At 69.1% G+C, this 17,242-nt stretch carries 11 protein-coding genes; 2 read left to right on the forward strand and 9 right to left on the reverse strand.

The features are described from left to right. Positions 1-6 precede the first annotated feature (6 nt). Entirely contained in the window at positions 7-1,068 is a 1,062-nt protein-coding gene (locus C1746_RS10110) for an LLM class flavin-dependent oxidoreductase (protein ID WP_414627967.1), read from the reverse strand. A 77-nt stretch (positions 1,069-1,145) separates the two neighbouring features. Beyond that, complete coding sequence (locus C1746_RS10115) at positions 1,146-2,048, reverse strand: aldo/keto reductase (protein ID WP_116714473.1); 903 nt, start codon at positions 2,046-2,048, stop codon at positions 1,146-1,148. An 88-nt stretch (positions 2,049-2,136) separates the two neighbouring features. On the opposite strand from C1746_RS10115, the gene C1746_RS10120 reads away from it, so the two are divergent. Next, complete coding sequence (locus C1746_RS10120; protein ID WP_116714474.1) at positions 2,137-3,216, forward strand: Gfo/Idh/MocA family protein; 1,080 nt, start codon at positions 2,137-2,139, stop codon at positions 3,214-3,216. Here C1746_RS10120 and C1746_RS10125 read toward each other — a convergent pair. From C1746_RS10125 to C1746_RS10160, 7 genes are all read right to left on the reverse strand, one after another. Beyond that, positions 3,213-4,229, reverse strand: a complete 1,017-nt coding sequence (locus C1746_RS10125; protein WP_116714475.1) for a carbohydrate ABC transporter permease — start codon at positions 4,227-4,229, stop codon at positions 3,213-3,215. The genes C1746_RS10120 and C1746_RS10125 overlap by 4 nt on opposite strands. Positions 4,230-4,232: 3 nt before the next feature. Then, complete coding sequence (locus C1746_RS10130) at positions 4,233-6,152, reverse strand: carbohydrate ABC transporter permease (RefSeq protein ID WP_116714476.1); 1,920 nt, start codon at positions 6,150-6,152, stop codon at positions 4,233-4,235. Positions 6,153-6,302: 150 nt separating this feature from the next. Next, positions 6,303-7,757: an ABC transporter substrate-binding protein gene (locus C1746_RS10135; RefSeq protein WP_162867598.1), complete on the reverse strand. Its 1,455-nt coding sequence runs from the start codon at positions 7,755-7,757 to the stop codon at positions 6,303-6,305. 168 nt (positions 7,758-7,925) lie between these two features. Continuing rightward, positions 7,926-8,855 (reverse strand): diacylglycerol/lipid kinase family protein, encoded by a 930-nt coding sequence (locus C1746_RS10145; RefSeq protein WP_162867599.1) that lies wholly within the window; start codon positions 8,853-8,855, stop codon positions 7,926-7,928. Positions 8,856-8,925: 70 nt separating this feature from the next. After that, positions 8,926-11,124 (reverse strand): transglycosylase domain-containing protein, encoded by a 2,199-nt coding sequence (locus C1746_RS10150; RefSeq protein WP_116714480.1) that lies wholly within the window; start codon positions 11,122-11,124, stop codon positions 8,926-8,928. Positions 11,125-11,175: 51 nt separating this feature from the next. Beyond that, positions 11,176-11,949, reverse strand: a complete 774-nt coding sequence (locus C1746_RS10155) for an RNA polymerase sigma factor SigF (protein ID WP_162867600.1) — start codon at positions 11,947-11,949, stop codon at positions 11,176-11,178. Then, entirely contained in the window at positions 11,949-12,308 is a 360-nt protein-coding gene (locus tag C1746_RS10160) for a hypothetical protein (protein ID WP_116714482.1), read from the reverse strand. The genes C1746_RS10155 and C1746_RS10160 overlap by 1 nt, the downstream gene beginning before the upstream one ends. 123 nt (positions 12,309-12,431) lie before the next feature. Here C1746_RS10160 and C1746_RS10165 point away from each other — a divergent pair, with 123 nt between their 5' ends. Beyond that, positions 12,432-17,198 carry an Lhr family helicase gene (locus tag C1746_RS10165; RefSeq protein WP_116714483.1) on the forward strand — a complete coding sequence of 1,589 codons (4,767 nt, stop codon included), beginning with the start codon at positions 12,432-12,434 and terminating at the stop codon, positions 17,196-17,198. Positions 17,199-17,242: the final 44 nt, after the last annotated feature.

Here is a 17,242-nt window from a genome sequence, read left to right on the forward strand (position 1 = left end):
CCTGACTCAGACCGTCGCGAGGGAGTGTCGCAGCGGCGCGTGATCGATGCGCTGCAGCACGTGCTCGGCGAACAGCTGGCACTCCGCGATGTGGGGGTAGCCGGACAGGATGAAGGCGTTGACCCCGACCTCCTGATAGGCCCGCAACTTCGCGAGGACCTGATCGGGGTCGCCGACGATGGCCGCGCCCGCTCCCGACCGGGCCCGGCCGACGCCGGTCCACAGGTTCTCCTCGGCGAACCCGTCGGAGGAGGCGTTGGCGCGCAGCTCGTTCTGCCGGCTGACGCCAACTGACTGGGTGTCGAGGGACTTGGCCTTGATGCCGGCCCCCACCTCGTCGTCGAGCTTTGACACCAGTCGGTTCGCGGCATCAACCGCAGCCCCTTCGGTCTCCCGCACGATCACGTGTGCGCGCAGCCCGTAGGCCAGGGTCCGGTCGAACTCGGCCGCACGCCCGTTCATGTCCGCGATCGTCTCACCGACCGAGGCGACGGTGTCCGGCCAGGTCAGGAAGACGTCCGCCTCCTCGGCCGCGACCTGCTTGGCGTTGTCGCTGAAGCCGCCGAAGTAGAAGGGTGGGCACGTTCCGGAGACCGTGCCGATCCGCGGCGGGTCCAGCTCCAGGTCCAGGAAGTCACCGTGCATCTCCACGGACTCGCGGTTCAGCAGGGCACGCAGGACCTTCATCCACTCCACGGTCCGCTGGTACCGGGGCGCCGACTCGAGGGTCTCACCGGGGATGTCGGAGGAGATGATGTTGATCGTCAGGCGGCCATCCAGCATCTGATCGATGGTGGCGAGCTGCCGTGCCAACTGCGGCACCCACATCTCACCCATGCGGACAGCCGTCAGCAGCTGCATCGTCTCGACCTGCGGCGCCACGGCGCTGGCGAAGGCGACCGTGTCGATCCCCAGCTGATAGCCGGACGGCAGCAGGATGTTGTCATACCCGGCCCGGTCGGCGGTCAGGGTGATGTCGCGGCAGTGCTCGTAGCTGGACTGCAGGGACGGGTCGGGTTGGCCGAGGAACTCGTAGTCGTCGTCGCACAGGGCGCCGAACCACGAGATCTCGACGGGGGTTGCGCCGGTCGGGTCTGCGCCGGTCGTGTCTGCGCTGGTCGTGTCTGCGTCGGAGGGGTCCGGGCTCACGGTAGGGGTGCTCCTTGGGAGGCTTCGATGATGTCGTAGACGTCGGGACGGGTGAGGGTGATGTCGAAGACGTCGGGCGCTGCGGCGATCCGGTCGACGTTCTGCGTGCCGAGGATCGGCATGGCGCCGGATGGGTGGGCCAGGATCCAGGCGTGGGCGATGTCGGCGCGGCTGCACGACTCGCGCTCGGCGAGCCGGTCGAGGACGCCCACCAACTCGGGTCGTACGTCGTCGCCGGAGACCAGGGCGCCGCCGTGCAGCGGGGACCAGGCCAGCACGGCCATGTCCAGCTCCATGGCCAGGTCCAGGGTCCCGTCCTGCAGCGGATCCAGGTGCGCGGCCGAGAACTGCGGCTGGGTGCTCGCCAGCGGCACGTCCAGGTGGGCCGCCAGGGCACGTGACTGGGCCGGCGTGACGTTGCTGACGCCGATCTCGCGGATCTTTCCCTCCTCCCGCAGTGCGGTCAACGTCCCAGCCAGATCGGCCGGGTGGGTGTAGAGATCGGGTCGATGGATCTGGTACAGGTCGATCGTCTCGGTCTGGAGCCGTCGCAGGGACGCCTCCACGGCCTGACGGAGGTACTCCTCGCTCGAGTCGTACGGCACGCCGGGGATGATCCCGCCCTTGGAGGCCAGCACGATCCGATCCCTGATCGTGGCGTCGGCGGCCAGCACCTGGCCGAGCAGCTCCTCGGCCGCGCCGAACCCCGAGCCGCCCCAATCGAGGCCGTAGACGTCGGCCGTGTCGATCAGGGTGATGTCGGCGTCCAGACAGGCGTTGATGCGGGCGGCCGCCTCGGACGTCGACATGTCGACCAGTCGCCAGCAGCCGAAGGCGAGGCGGGTGACGGTGAACTGGCCGACGGCGGTTCTGCGGGTGGTCGTCAGGGGCTCAGACATTGGCCGTACTCTAAATCGACAGAGCCACCCACGTCGGGCTGGTCGCAGTTCGGCGCTGCAGGCGCCCAGAGGAGAAGGACAACGCAGGATGGGTGAGATTCGGTACGGCATCGTCGGGGCCGGGATGATGGGCCAGGAGCACATCATGAACCTCCGGCACCTCGACGGGGCAGTGGTCACGGCGGTGGCAGACCCGCACGAGCCGTCACGTGCTGCAGCCGCCGAGGTCCTTGCCGGAGCGGATGTCACCTACGTCGAAGACCACCACGAGCTCCTCGCCTCCGGCCGGGTCGACGCCGTCGTTGTCGCCACGCCGAACATGACGCACCGGGACATCCTGCTCGACCTCTTGGAGACGGACCTGCACATCCTGGTCGAGAAGCCGCTGTGCACCACCGTCGAGGACTGCCGGACGGTCATCGCCGCCGCCGAGGGCCGCGAGGCGCTCACCTGGGTGGGCCTGGAGTACCGCTTCATGCCGCCGGTGGCCCGACTGGTCGAGGAGGTCCAGAAGGGGACGACCGGACCACTGCGGATGGTCTCCGTCAGGGAGCACCGCTTCCCGTTCCTGCCGAAGGTGGACGACTGGAACCGGTTCAACGAGAACACAGGCGGGACGCTGGTCGAGAAGGCCTGCCACTTCTTCGACCTGATGAACCTGCTCACGGCGGCCACACCGGTCCGAGTCCTCGCGTCCGGCGGGCAGGACGTCAACTTCCTGAACGAGTCCTACGACGGTCGGACACCGGACATCCTGGACAACGCCTACGTGATCGTGGAGTACGACAGCGGTGCTCGGGCCGTCCTCGATCTGTGCATGTTCGCGGAAGCGGGCCGTGATCAGTCCCAGATCATCGTCGTGGGTGACGCCGCCACCGTGGAGTCGCGGCTGCCCGTCTCGGAGTTCTCGATCGGTCGACGGGGTGAGTCGTGGTTCTCACCCGACGTGGAGACCGCCACCGCACCGGAGGTGCCCTACATGGGGCACCACGAGGGCTCCAGCTACGTCGAGCACACGATGTTCCGGGACGCGATCCGAAGCGGCATTCGTCCGGAGGTGTCGCTGAAGGACGGGCTGCTCTCCGTCGCGATGGGAGTCGCGGCCCACCGCTCGATCGAGGAGCGGCGGGCCGTGACGATGGCTGAGGTCCTGGACCCTGCCGGTTAACCCTTCACGCTGCCCGCCAGCACACCGCTGACGAAGTAGCGCTGGAGGCCGAAGAACACGATCAGTGGCATGACGGTCTGCACGAACGCCGCCGCCGGCAGCAGATGCTCGTTCCGGCCGAAGTCACCGGCCAGGTTGGCGATGCGGATCGTCATCACCAGCGCCTCCGGGTTGGAGCCCGCCATGGTGTTGGCGATCAGGTAGTCGTTCCAGACCCACAGGAACTGGAAGATCCCGAAGGCCGCCAGCACCGGCATGGACAACGGCAGGACCAGCCGCCAGAACACGGTGAAGTGGTCGGCCCCGTCGATGCGTGCTGACTCGAACAGCTCTCGCGGCAGGCCCGAGATGTAGTTGTGCAGCAGGAAGATCGCGAAGGGCAGCCCGAACCCGGTGTGGGTCAGCCACACCGCCGTGGTGGTCCCGGCCAGGTCGAAGTCGGGAATCAGCGTGATCGTCTTCTCGAGCAGCGGGATCGTCAGGTGTGCGCCGCCCACGTAGAGCTGCAGCATCGGGATCAGCGCCACCTGCAGCGGCACTGCCAGCAGTGAGACGGTTGCGATGAACAGGACCTTGCGGCCCTTGAAGTCGATCCAGGCGAAGGCGTAGGCCGCGAACGCCGCGATCGCGATCGGGATGACCGTCGCGGGGAGGGTCACGGCCGCTGAGTTGAGGAACGCGTCCGTCAGGCTGGCACTGGCATCGGCCGACAGGACCGTGTTGTAGTTCTCGAGGGTGTAGGCCTCCCCGTTGAACAGATCAGCCCACCAGCCCGATGTGCGCTGGGCATCACGGGTGCGGAACGAGTTGATGAACAGCGACAGGGACGGCAGGGTCCAGATCGCCACGATGATCCACAGGGCGCCGGTCGGCAGGCTCTTCAGCCACCGATAGGCCTTGTCGGTGGGTCCGTCGCCCGCGTCAGATGGCGGGAGGCCGACGTCGCTGCGCTCGGAGAACGGGTCGGCCTTCTTCTCGACGACAACGGGCTCGGGAACAGTGCTGCTGCTCATGGCTTACGCCTCCTGCATCTGGCGAATGTTGTAGATCATGACCGGAAGGACGGAGAACAGGATCAGCATCGCCAGAGCCGCTCCACGCCCGGTGTCGAAGTTGTTGAAGGCGGTCGCGAACATGTCGTTGGCCAGCACCTGCGTCCCGAACTGACCGTTCGTCATGACCTTCACGATGTCGAAGACCTTCATGACGAGGACGATCAGCGTCGTCACCACCACCCCGATGGTCGTGGCGATCTGGGGCAGGGTGATCCGCCAGAAGATCTGTGTCGACGTCGCCCCGTCCACGGAGGCTGCTTCCAGAAGGTCAGCCGGGACGGCCCGGATGGCTGCGGAGAGGATCACCATCGCGAACCCGGTCTGGATCCAGATGAGGACCACCATCAGCCAGAAGTTGTTGAACGGGGTCTCCTGGATGAACAGGATCGTCTGTGCCACGAAGCCGCCGTCATCGGTGGGCGCGACACCGCCGACGCCGCCAGGGCTCCAGAACCGGACCGCGAACCACAGGCCGAGCAGAGCCACCACACCCGGGACGGCTGCCCTGCCGTACTGCTTGCGGGTCAGCGCGCGGGCCATCATCACGAACAGACCGATCACCGCGAGCACGGCGAGGCCGCCGACGATGAGGGTCGGGAGACCACCGCCGGTGCTGAGTCGTCCCAGCCCCACCCAGGCGGCGTTCAGCACACCGGTCTGCTCGATGGAGACGTCACGAGCCTGGTACATGAAGCGCCAGATGATCGAGGCGCCGACCAGCGAGATCGCCATCGGCATGAAGATCAGCGACTTGGCGACCTTCTCGAACTTGGCGTTCTCGGCCAGGACGGCCACGGCCAGGCCGAGCGCGGTGGAGAAGAACACCACGGCGACGACCCACCACAGGTTGTTGATGATGGTCCCGCGCAGGACGGTGAAGAGGGCGAAGAAGAAGAGCAGGGTGCCGCCGAGCAGCGGGAACATCGACGGGCTGCCGAGCTCCACGAAGTGACCCGTGGTCTGCCGCGAGCGGCTGCCGATGACGGCGCCGAGGACCAACAGGATCACGCCGACGATGAACATTCGGGAGGTGAAGAGGTTGGCCCACCCGGAGAGGTCGAGGGAGGTCCGGTCGGTGAAGGTGTCGGTGTAGTTCTGCAACCCGACGAACATCTCGGAGCGACGGTCGAGGAACGACAGGTACAGCGTCCGCACAGCCGGTACGACCAGCGTCGCGAAGATGAATAGCAGGGCAGGTCCGAGGAAGATGACCCCCCGAGACTTCTGATCCAGGATGGCCCGCTCCGAGAGGCTCGGGTTGCGACCCAGTCCGAAGCGGGCGCCGAGCAGCGCCGTGGGGACCGCCATGGCGACCACCGTCCAGGCCGCGTTGCCGGTGCCGATCTCCGGAGCGCCCCAGGCACCCAGGACCCACCCGATCGCTGCGCCGATGAGCGCGCCGCCGACGGGCGATGACTTCCGGAGGGTGGAGATGCCGGCGCCGACGCCCGCGAGAACCGCCGTGTAGCCGAGCAGCGGGACGACCTCGAGGCTGGGGTAGAAGTCGACCCTGGTCAGTGCGCCGGCGATGATGCCGACAGCTGCGCCGCCGCCCCCGCCGACCAGCAGGCGACGGCCGGGCGCCTCGGTGACCGACAGCAGCACGGCGACGGCCGCACAGGCGATGCCGGCGACGATGGGGAACCAGACCCACTGTCCGAACTGGCCCAGACCGGTCGTCGACCCGTCGGAGTAGATGAGTACACGGTTACCTGACAGCAGTACGCCGGCAACGAAGCCGATGCCGAAGCCGGCCATCGCGTTGAACCGGCTCCAGTTGTTGCGCGCCTGGTTGAACACCAGGTTGGCGCCGACCCAGAGGCCGGCACTTGCTCCCACGGCGATCACCACCGTGATCAGCGTTGAAATGATCTTGTCCATAGCCCTCTCTCTGTTGCTCCCTGCCGAGTGGCTCCGCCACGCTGAGCGGATTCTTGCACATCTCCCTGAAACGCCGTTCGGGGCGCCGACGGTGGTGTCAGCGCCCCGAACCGGGCATTGCGATCGCCTGAGGTCAGGCGGTCACCTGACCTACTCGGGCCACGAGGCCTCGATGTTGGCCGCTGCCTCCTCGGCGGTGATGTCGCCGTTGACTGCAGAGGTTCCCTCGCTCCAGAAGGTGCCCGCACCGACATCGGCCGGCATGAGGTCCGACGCGTCGAACCGAGCCAGGTCGGCGGTGTTCAGGATCTCCAGGAAGGACTGCTCCAGCGGCTGGTAGACGCTGGGGTCCTGGCCCTGAGCAGCCGACAGGAAGCCGGAGAGGCTACCGCCGAGCTCCTCGGTCTGGATCGTCTGACGGGTCTCTGCGTAGTCGGCAGTCGCCATGTAGTTCAGGACGGCCATGGTGGCCTCGTCCTCGCTGAAGGCGGCCGCGTAGGTGCCGGCGGTCAGGGCCGGGTTGTCACCGTTGATGTCCGGGAAGGCGAACACGTCGACTGCTTCCTCGGAGCCGTCGGCAAACGCCTGGCCCTCGGGGAAGAAGCCGGCGAAGAAGGACGCCTGACGGTGCATCATGCACTGGCCGTCGACCAGCGGCTGGGCGTTGTCACCGAAGTTGGTGGCAGCGATGGAGCCACCGGAGGCGAACACGTTCTCCGGAACCCAGAAGTCCAGGACGGCCTGCATGGCCTCAACGACCTGGGGGTCGTCGAAGGGGATCTCGTGCGTGACCCACTGGTCGTAGACCTCGCCGCCGTGCAGACGGAGCATCATCTCCTCGACCCAGTCGGTGTACGTCCAGCCGGTCGCCTGCCCGGACTCGATCCCGACGCACAGCGGGGTGTTGCCGTCCTCGACCATCTGGTCCATCAGTGCGGTGAAGTCGTCGATGGTGTCCGGGATCTCGTAGCCGAACTCCTCGAAGCGGGCGGGCTGGTACCACACCAGCGACTTCAGGTCGGTCTTGACCGGCACGCCGTACTGGGTGCCGTCGAGCTGACCGTCGGCCTGGAAGTCCTCGGCCCAGAACTCGTCGATGGTGGCGTCGACCTCGTCGGAGAGCGGGACGACGAAGCCGTCAGCTGCGAACTCCTGCAGCTTGCCGGGCTGGGGGAAGATCGAGATGTTCGGCGGGTTGCCACCGGACACCTGGGTGTTGATGTTGGCCTCCCAGTCAGCGTCACCGGTGTAGGTCACGTTGATGCCCTGCGGCTCGGCCCACTGGGTCAGCGTCTGCTGGATCGCAGCGACACTGGGGTCGTCACGCTCAGGGCCGGTGATGGTCACCTCGGCGCCACCGAAGTCGCCTTCGGCCATCTCGCCCTCGTCCATGGCTTCGTCGTCGGAGCCCTCGTCCATGGCTTCGTCGTCGGAGCCTTCGTCGGCAGCTTCCTCGTCGGAGCCCTCGTCGTCCGTGGACTCGTCCGCGGCCGCGGCGTCGTCGGCATCGGAGGTGTCGTCGGACGAGGACTCGGCTCCACCGCACGCGGCGGCGAAGAGTGCCAGCAGCAGTGTCATTGCCAGCAAGCGCGAAATGCGCATCATTGTGGTCTTCCTCTCGTGTAGGGGGGTGCGCGGCATCGCCCTGCGTGCGGCCCGCGCTGCGGCCATTCATAGCGCAGTGTTGCCGGTCTGTAAACGCTTTCTTACAATTCCGGCCGATTTACTACTGTCAAGGTAGTAGGTTTTACGTCCCGTAGCGAGCCATCACTGTCAGACGATCAAGTTGATGGCGTCGAGCACGAGCTTGACGGACAGGTGGGTGGTGCGGCCGACAGGATCGCCGTCGGTGTGCACGGCCACGGGTCGGTCGCTGGACAGATCGAACGTCTCGCGATCGTGCCAACCGGTGACCGCTGCCAGGTCCCGTACGTGGCGCCCGGTGAGTGCCTTGCGCATGACGTTGAGCAGTGTCGGCAGCGACAGGTCGGTCATGGCCGTGCAGTCCAAGCCCCGCTCCAGCGTCGCCTCGGGACACATCCGGGACGCCAGCGGGCCGAGGTAGGTGTAGGGGTCTGCCTTGCAGATGACCGCAGCGGCGGCCGTCGTCGTCGAGATCGGCGCGTCCTCCTGCCGCCCGATCGGTCGGGCGGGGCCTGCCTGGATGCGGATCGTCTGCTCGTGCATCCGCTGGCGCACGCCCCAGCCGTGGAGGAGGAACGAGGCCTGCCCCAGGGTCCGCTTCATCCGCGGATGGCTCTCGACCTCTCGGACGACTTCGGCGTCGTAGCCGAAGCCGACGCACCAGGCGAACCAGCGGTCGCCAGCCAGCCCGGCGGGCACTCGTCGGGTGCGATCGGTCTCGAGCGCCTCGTGCAGGATCGAGGTCGCGGTCACGAGGCGCTGGGACAGACCCAAGGTCCTCGCATAGACGTTCGTGGATCCGCCGGGCAGGACCGCGAGGCGCGTGTCGGTCCCGGCCACACCCTGCAACACCTCGTTGACCGTGCCGTCACCGCCGAGCGCCACGACCGCGTCCAGGCCGTCCGCCGCCGCCTCTGCTGCGAGCTCGCTGGCGTGATTGCGATGGGTGGTCGGCGCAACCCGGACCTTGGCGACGTCGCTCAGGGTGTTGGCGACCCAGCGGGTCAGATGCGGACGGGTCCGACGGGCAACCGGGTTGGTGACGATCAAGATCCGCACGGCCGGAAGGGTATCCGGCGGGATGCGCAGCGGTCCGCGGAGGAGCGCGGAGGCGGGTTCGGTCCCGCGGCTATCCGCCGCTGATCGTCGGCCCGGGCGGCGGTGGCGGAGGCTCGGGGGCAGGCACGACCGAGGCACCGGGCGTCGGGGTCGGTGTGGGCGTCAGGGTCGGCGTCGGGGTCGGCGCTGGCGTGGGCGTCGCCGGCAGGGTCGGAACCGGCGTCACCGGGACGGCGATCGTGGGGACGGGCGCCGGCTCCGGTGGCTGGACCGGCAGGGGAGCAGCGACGGCCGGAGGTGCGGTGTGCAGCGGACAGGTGAAGGTTGGCAGTTCGCCCGGCACACCGGTCACCTCGACCGTCGTGGGGCAGTAGGGCGTGGCGATGCCGCCGGTCAGCGGATCGACCAGGACCGTCTCGACCAGCTCGGCGGGCGGCGTGAACTCACGCACGGGCTCACCCTCGAGCGCCTCGGCCATGAAGGTCCGCCAGATCCGAGCGGGCCAGTTGCCGCCCTGCACGACCGCCTCGCCGTGGATGTTGAGGAGGGGGCGGCGACTCTCGGGATACCCGATCCACACGGCCGTCGACAGCTCTGGCGTGAACCCCACGAACCAGGCGTCGGCGTTGTTCTGGACCGTCCCGGTCTTGCCGGCCACAGGGCGGTCGGGCAGCTGCGCCTGGCCGCCGGTTCCCTCCTCGACCGCGTCGACCATGGCGCTGGTGACCAGGTAGGCGGTCTGGGCATCCATCGCCACGCGTGGCAGCTGGCTCGGCTCCCACACGACCTGGCCGTCGGCGTCGGTGACCTCGGTGATCGGTCGTGGCGGCGCGTGGACTCCATCGTTGGCGAGGGTGGCGAAGGCACCGGCCATCTCCATGGGGCTCACCCCCTCGCGAAGACCGCCCAGCACCGTGGAGGGGTTGACGCCGATCTCCGACGTCACGCCCATCGCCACGGCCGTCCGCTCGACGGCGCCCGCTCCCATGTCCAGGGCCAGACGGGCGAACGCACCGTTGGAGGAGCTCGCCAGCGCCTGACGCAGCGTGATCCGACCACTGGTGCCACTGCGGACGCTCCACGGGTCACCCGAGCCGAGGTCGAACGTCCCCGAGCCGGACTGGATCGTCTGATCCAGTCGCCACCCGCTGTTGAGTGCGGCGACCAGCCCGAAGACCTTGAAGGTGCTGCCCGGCTGACGCCGGCCTTGTGTGGCCAGGTCGAACTGATTGGTCTCGAAGTCCCGTCCGCCGACCATCGCCACGATGTCGCCGGTCTGGGGCCTGACGACAGAGAGCGCGACCTCGGGGTCGCTGGGCTGGTTCCAGAACCTGGTCGCCGCCGCCTCGGCTGTGGCCTGCAGCGCCGGGTCGATCGTGGTGTGGATGCGCAGACCGCCGCCGAAGAGGCGCTGCCACCGAGTGGGCTCGTCGAGCCCGAAGGTCGGGTCGTTGACCAGCGTGCGCTTGACCAACTCGACGAAGAAGGGGTACCGCGTGGCTGGCGGCTCCGGTGGCGGGATGACGCCGAGCGGGGCGTTGTTGATCGCGACGGCGTCGGGCCGGGACAGGTACCCCTCCGCCGTCATCGCCGCCGTCACCCGTCGGCGCTCCTCGACCGCGCCGCGGGGGTTGGTGTAGGGCGAGTCCGCCTCCGGCGACCGGATCAGACCGGCGATCAGGGCGGCCTGTCCGACGTCGAGGTCGCTGGTGGTCACCCCGAAGTAGGTCTGCGCCGCCGCCTCGATCCCGTACGCCCCGGCCCCCAGGTAGATCGTGTTGAGGTAGTCGGTCAGGATCTCGCTCTTGGTCGCGGTCCGCTCCAGCTGCATCGCCAGGTGGGCCTCGGTGGACTTGCGCTCGAGGGTGTTCTCGGCTTCGGGGAAGTACCGGTTCTTGATGAGCTGCTGGGTGATCGTCGAGCCACCCTGCACGATGGTGCCGGCCCGGCGGTTGGCGACCCAGGCGCGCGCGATGGCCCGGGCGTCCACGCCATCGTGATCGAAGAAGCGCCGGTCCTCGGCCGCGACGATGGCGTGGATCAGGTGTTCTGGGAGGTCGTCATGGGTGACGGGTTCGCGGTTGTTGAATCGCAGCGTGGCGATCAGCGACCCGTCGGCGGCGTAGACGAAGGACTGCTCGAACTGCGGCGCGGGTTCCAGGTCGATCTCGGCGACGCCGACCTGGACGAACGGTGAGCACGCCGTGCCCAGCAGCGCACAGGCCAGCAGCAGGCTGACCAGCGACCATCCGCGCGGCGAACGAGACATCACCTCAAGTATGTCGGCAGCTGGGGGCCGGTCTATGAGGGGATTCGCAGCTCAGAAGGTGGTTTCGGAGTCCTGTTGACGGTCGCGCAGGAACCGGATGGTCCGGGCCAGCTGACGGGAGACGTGCATCTGGCTGATGCCGACCTGCTCGGCGATCTGCGACTGCGTCAGGCCCTTGAAGAAGCGGAGGTAGAGGATCGTCCGCTCTCGCTCGTCGAGGTCGGCGACGGCCGGGGCGATGGAGGCGAAGTGCTCCAGCTGATCCAGGCGCTTATCCTCATCGCCCATCAGCTCGCCGACGGTCGCGGAGTCCTCGTCCTTGCCGACGCGCTGGTCGAGCGAGCCGGTCGAGTAGGCCATCGAGGCCTCGTAGGCCTCCAACGCCTCGTCGTGGGTCACTCCCAACTCCTCCGCCAGTTCGTCCACCGTGGGGGCGCGACCGAGTTCTTGGTGCAACCGGTTGGTGGCCTTCCCCAGCCGCAGACTGAGCTCCTGCAGACGGCGGGGCACCCGCACCGACCAGCCCTTGTCCCGGAAGTGCCGCTTGATCTCGCCCACGATGGTGGGGGTGGCGTAGGTGGAGAACGCCACCTTGCGGTCCAGGTCGAACCGGTCGATGGCCTTCAACAGACCGACGGAGCCGACCTGGACGAGATCCTCGAGCGGCTGACCGCGGTCGTTGAACCGCTTCGCCAAGTAGTGCACCAGGGGGAGGTGGAGCTCGACCAGCCGTTCCCGGACGTCGGTGTCCCCCGTCTCACGAAGCCGGGCGAAGAGCTCCCGCGTGTCGGAGCGTTCGTAGTGACGAAGCGCCTCGGTGCTCACTACTCCGCGACTCCCGCAAAGCGCATCCTCAGGGAGACCTCGTCGTGCTCGGTGGTGACGTCGAACGCCTCGGTCATGGCGTCGATCACCGTCCAGGTGAAGCCGTCGGGCTCCAGACTGATCGGTGCGGCCGGGGTGGCGGTCAAGGTCACGGTGAGGGGGATGACCGCGGGGTCGATGTCCATCTCCACAGCCGGCGGGCGGCCGGACAGCAGGGTGCTGGCGGCCTCGTCGACGGCGAGGCGCACGTCCTCCAGTTGGTCGAGGGTCAGCCGGGCGCGGGCGGCGACGGAGGCGGCGGTGGCCCGCAGCACCGGAAGGTGATCGACGTGACCGGGGATTGAGAGGGAGATCGCCATGGTTGTGCCTCGGAGAGTAGCCAGCGCAGGGCCGGGCGCATCAGGTGGTGTCCCACTGATCGCCGGTGGTTCGGGGATGTCACAGGGGTCTATAGCCTGCAGTACGTGGTTCGAACCGAGGTGATGGAGGCGTTCGGCGAGTCGACGCGCGCCTGGTTCACCGCTGCCTTCGCCGCTCCCACGGCAGCGCAACTCGGGGCCTGGGAGCACGCAACGCGCGGTGAGAGCGTGCTGGTCAGCGCCGCGACCGGCTCGGGCAAGACCCTCGCGGCGTTCCTGGCCGCCATCGACCGTCTCGTGCACCGGCCGGCTCCTGAGCCTGACGCGAAGAGCCGCACCCGGGTGCTGTACATCTCGCCGCTCAAGGCGCTGGCCTACGACGTCGACCGGAACTTGCGGGCGCCCTTGATCGGGATCCAGCAGGCGGCTGAGCGCCTTGGCGAGACGTTGCAGCCGGTCAGCGTGGGCCTGCGGTCCGGGGACACCACCCCCGAGGAGCGACGGGCGCTGGTGTCGCGGCCTCCCGACATCCTGATCACCACCCCCGAATCGTTGTACCTCTACCTGACGTCGCGGGCGCGCGAGACGCTGACGGACGTCGACACGGTCATCATCGACGAGGTCCATGCCGTCGCCGGATCCAAGCGCGGTGCGCACATGGCGGTGTCGCTGGAGCGGCTGGAGGCGTTGCGGCGGCGGGCCGGCGCCACCGAGCCCCTCCAGCGGATCGGGCTGTCGGCGACCCAGCGGCCGCTGAGCGAGGTGGCGGCCTTCCTCGGTGGCGGGGAGGTGTCCGCTGACGCCGGTGCCGCGCCCGAGTCGGGGTCGTCGGCGTCGTCGTGGACGCCGCGGCCGGTCCGGATCGTGGACATCCCGTCGGACAAGACGCTGGACATCGAGGTCATCGTCCCGGTGGAGGACATGGCCGATCTCGGACAGGTCATCCCCCAGGCGCCGGAGGGGCCAGCATCCGCCCCCGGGGATCACCGCCGCTCGATCTGGCCGGCCGTCCACCCGCGGGTCCTCGACCTGATCGAGGCGCATCGGTCGACGATCGTCTTCACCAACTCCCGTCGGCTGAGCGAGCGGCTGTGTGCCCGGCTGAACGATCTCTCGGCAGAGCGCTGGCTGGCCGCGCGGTCGGAAGAGGAGCGCCTGGCCCATCCCGACGCCGCGGCGCCGATCATCGCCCGTGCACACCACGGGTCGGTGGCCAGGGAGCAGCGGACGCTGATCGAGGAGGACCTCAAGGCCGGCCGGCTGCCGTGTGTGGTCGCGACGTCATCGCTGGAGCTCGGCATCGACATGGGCGCCGTGGATCTGGTGGTCCAGGTCGAGTCACCCGGCAGCGTCGCCAGCGGGCTGCAACGCGTCGGTCGGGCCGGACACCAGGTGGGCGCACCGTCCGTCGGCAAGATCTTCCCCAAATTCCGCGGTGACCTGGTGGAGGCTGCCGTCGTCAGCCGGCGGATGCTGGACGGCGACATCGAGCAGACCCGCTACCCGCGCAACCCGTTGGACGTGCTGGCTCAGCAGATCGTCGCCATGGCAGCCATGGAGGAGTGGTCGGTCAGCGAGCTGTACGACGTGATCCGGGCCGCCGCGCCGTTCAGCGAGCTGCCGCGAGCGCAGCTCGACGGCGTCCTCGACATGCTCAGCGGTCGCTACCCCTCTGATGAGTTCGCCGAGCTGCGACCGCGCATCACCTGGGACCGGGTGGCCGATCAGATCACGGGTCGGCGTGGGGCTCAGCGGATCGCCGTGACCAGCGGTGGGACGATCCCCGACCGGGGGCTGTACGGCGTGTTCATCGCCGGTGACGGGCCGGGGCGTCGGGTCGGTGAGCTGGACGAGGAGATGGTCTATGAGACCCGGCCGGGCGAGACCATCGTCCTGGGCGCCACGACCTGGCGGGTGGAGGACATCACCCGGGACCAGGTGCTGGTGTCGCCGGCTCCGGGGGAGCCGGGGCGGCTGCCGTTCTGGCACGGTGACACGCCCTCGCGGCCCATCGAGGTCGGCCAGGCGGTCGGGGCCTTCCTGCGCGAGGTCACGACGTCGGGCAGTGAGTCGGCGCTGTCGTCATTGCAGGCCGAGTACGGGCTCGACGACCTGGCTGCCACGAACCTCCTGGCCTATGTGGAGGAGCAGCGGCAGGCGACCGAGGTCATGCCGAGCGACACCCAGATCGTGGTGGAGCGGTTCCGCGACGAGATCGGCGACTGGCGGGTCTGCATCCTGTCGAGCTTCGGGGGCCGGATCCACGCGCCGTGGGCGCTGGCCATCGAGACACGCGTCCGGGAACGCTTCGGGATCGAGATCGCGACGATGGTGTCCGACGACGGGATCGTGCTGCGGCTGCCGGATGCCGGGTGGGGCGGAAGTGGGTTGGGTGACGGCCTGGGATCAGGCGACGTGGGGGCGTTCGGATCGTTGGACGGCTCGCCCGACATCGGATCTGCCGACGACCAGTCAGCGGATCTCGGCATGTTGGCGCCCGTCGACGGTGTCTCCGCTGGTGGGGTGAGCCAGGAGTGGCTGGACGACGAGATCATGCGCGAGGTCCTGGTCCCGCCGGCCGACGAGGTCGAGGACCTGGTGGTGGGCGAGCTGGCGAACTCGACGCTGTTCGCCAGCCGGTTCCGGGAGTGTGCGGCGCGGGCGCTGCTGCTGCCGAAGCGCCGGCCGGGCGGCAGGACGCCCCTGTGGCAGCAGCGGCAGCGTTCGCAGGACCTGCTCGCGGTGGCCAGCCGGTTCGGGTCGTTCCCGATCCTCCTGGAGACCTATCGCGAGTGCCTACGCGACGTCTTCGACGTGCCGGCCCTGCAGGGGGTTCTCCGGGACATCACCAGCCGGAAGATCCGGATCACCCAGGTGACGACCGAGGTCGCCTCCCCGTTCGCGTCCAGCCTGCTGTTCGACTACCTGGCCGGCTACATGTACGAGGGCGACGCGCCGCTGGCTGAGCGCCGGGCCTCCGCGCTGACGCTGGACCGGGAGCTGCTGGCCGAGCTCCTCGGGGCTGACGAGCTGCGAGATCTGGTCGACGCCGACGCGCTGACCGAGTTGGAGCTGCAACTGCAGCGGCTGACGGACGATCGGCTGGCGGGCTCGCCAGACGACGTGCACGACCTGCTCCGGGTCGTCGGGGACCTGCGGACCGACGAGGTCGTGGCCCGGTCGGATGGTCCGGCGGAGGAGTGGCTGGCCGCGCTCGACGCCGACCGCCGCATCTACCTGGCCCGCGTCGGCGGGGAGGATCGCTGGGCCGCGGTGGAGGACGCCGCACGACTTCGCGACGGGTTGGGGGTCCCCGTGCCGGTGGGACTGCCCGACGTCCTGGCCGAGCCGGTTGAGCGGCCGATGGTGGACCTGGTGGCCCGGTACGCCCGCACGCACGGGCCGTTCGTGACCGAGGATGTCCGGGATCGCCTGGGCCTGCCACGGGATGCCGTCGAGCTGTCGCTGAAGACGCTGCTGGCCGAGCAGCGGGTCGTGAGCGGGGAGTTCCGGCCGGGCGGGTCTCGCCGCGAGTGGATCGACACGAGCGTCCTGCGCCGGCTGCGGCGTCGGTCGTTGGCGGCGCTCCGGCGTGAGGTCGAGCCGGTCGGCCCCGAGGCGCTGGCCCGCTTCGTCCCGGCCTGGCAGGGGGCGGCTCTGCAGCCGCGGACCCCGGGAGTCGACCGCACGTTCGAGGTGGTCGAGCAACTCCAGGGCGCTCCGATCCCGGCATCGATCCTCGAACGGGATGTGCTGGCCAGTCGGGTTCGGGGCTACAACCCCTCCTGGCTGGACGAGCTCGCCGCGTCAGGTGAGATCGTCTGGGCGGGCTTGGGGTCGTTGGCCTCCTCGGACGGCCGGGTGGGGCTGTACCTGCGTGACCAGGCGGCAGTGCTCCTGGATCCGCCCGTGACGCCGGACGACCTGTCTCCCCTGTCGGTCTTGCTGCTGGAGCACCTGAGTGCCCGCGGAGCCTCGTTCTGGCCCGACCTCTACCGGGCGGCGCTCGCCGGTGCGTCCGGGGACGGCAGCGGTGGGCTGCCCGAGTCCGAGGTCGTCGATGCGCTGTGGGACCTGGTGTGGGAGGGGCTGGTGACCAACGACACCATGCAGGCCCTCCGCGCGGTCGCGGGCGGTGTCGGTCGGCGCTCGTCCGGTCGGGGCCGGCGGGGCCGAGCACGACGGCCGGGGCGTGTCGCCAGCCGGTCGGGTCCTCCGACCGCGGCCGGCCGGTGGTCGCTGGTGGCAGACCTGGTCGCCGGGGGCGTGCCGCCCACCGAGCGGATGGCGGCCAGAGCGGCGGTGTTGCTGGGGCGGCACGGCGTGGTGACACGGGATGCGGTGATGGGGGAGAACCTGCCGGGGGCCTTCAGCGGGGTCTACCCGGTGTTCAAGGCCATGGAAGATGCCGGCCGGGCCAGGCGCGGTTACTTCGTCGAGGGGTTGGGCGGGGCGCAGTTCGCCATCCCCGGCGCGATCGACCGGTTGCGTGCGCTTCGAGAGGTGGACGACCGGGCCGATCGGGAGCCGGAGGTGCTCGCGTTGGCGGCCACCGACCCGGCCCAGGTGTACGGCTCGACGCTGTCCTGGCCCGAGTCCGTGGGGGAGAGGGGCCGTCCTCGCCGGGTCCCAGGAGCCCATGTGATCACGGTTGACGGCGAGCTGGTCCTCTTCCTCGAGAAGGGGGGTCGGTCGGCGGTGACGTTCACGACTGATCGGGACCAGTTGGCGGTCGCCGCCGCCGGAGCGAGCGGTCTGGTGGACGCCGGGCGGGTGGACGACCTGAAGATCGGCAAGATCGACGGGGAGGTCCCCTCGGACCAGCCGCTGGTCGCGGCGCTCCGCGAGGCCGGCTTCGAGGACCACCCCAGGGGCCTGGTCCGCCGCTAGTCGATCATGGGTGGGTGGACTTTCGGCGCTTGGGCGCCTGGAAG

It is taken from the genome of Euzebya tangerina (assembly GCF_003074135.1).
GTDB lineage: Bacteria > Actinomycetota > Nitriliruptoria > Euzebyales > Euzebyaceae > Euzebya > Euzebya tangerina.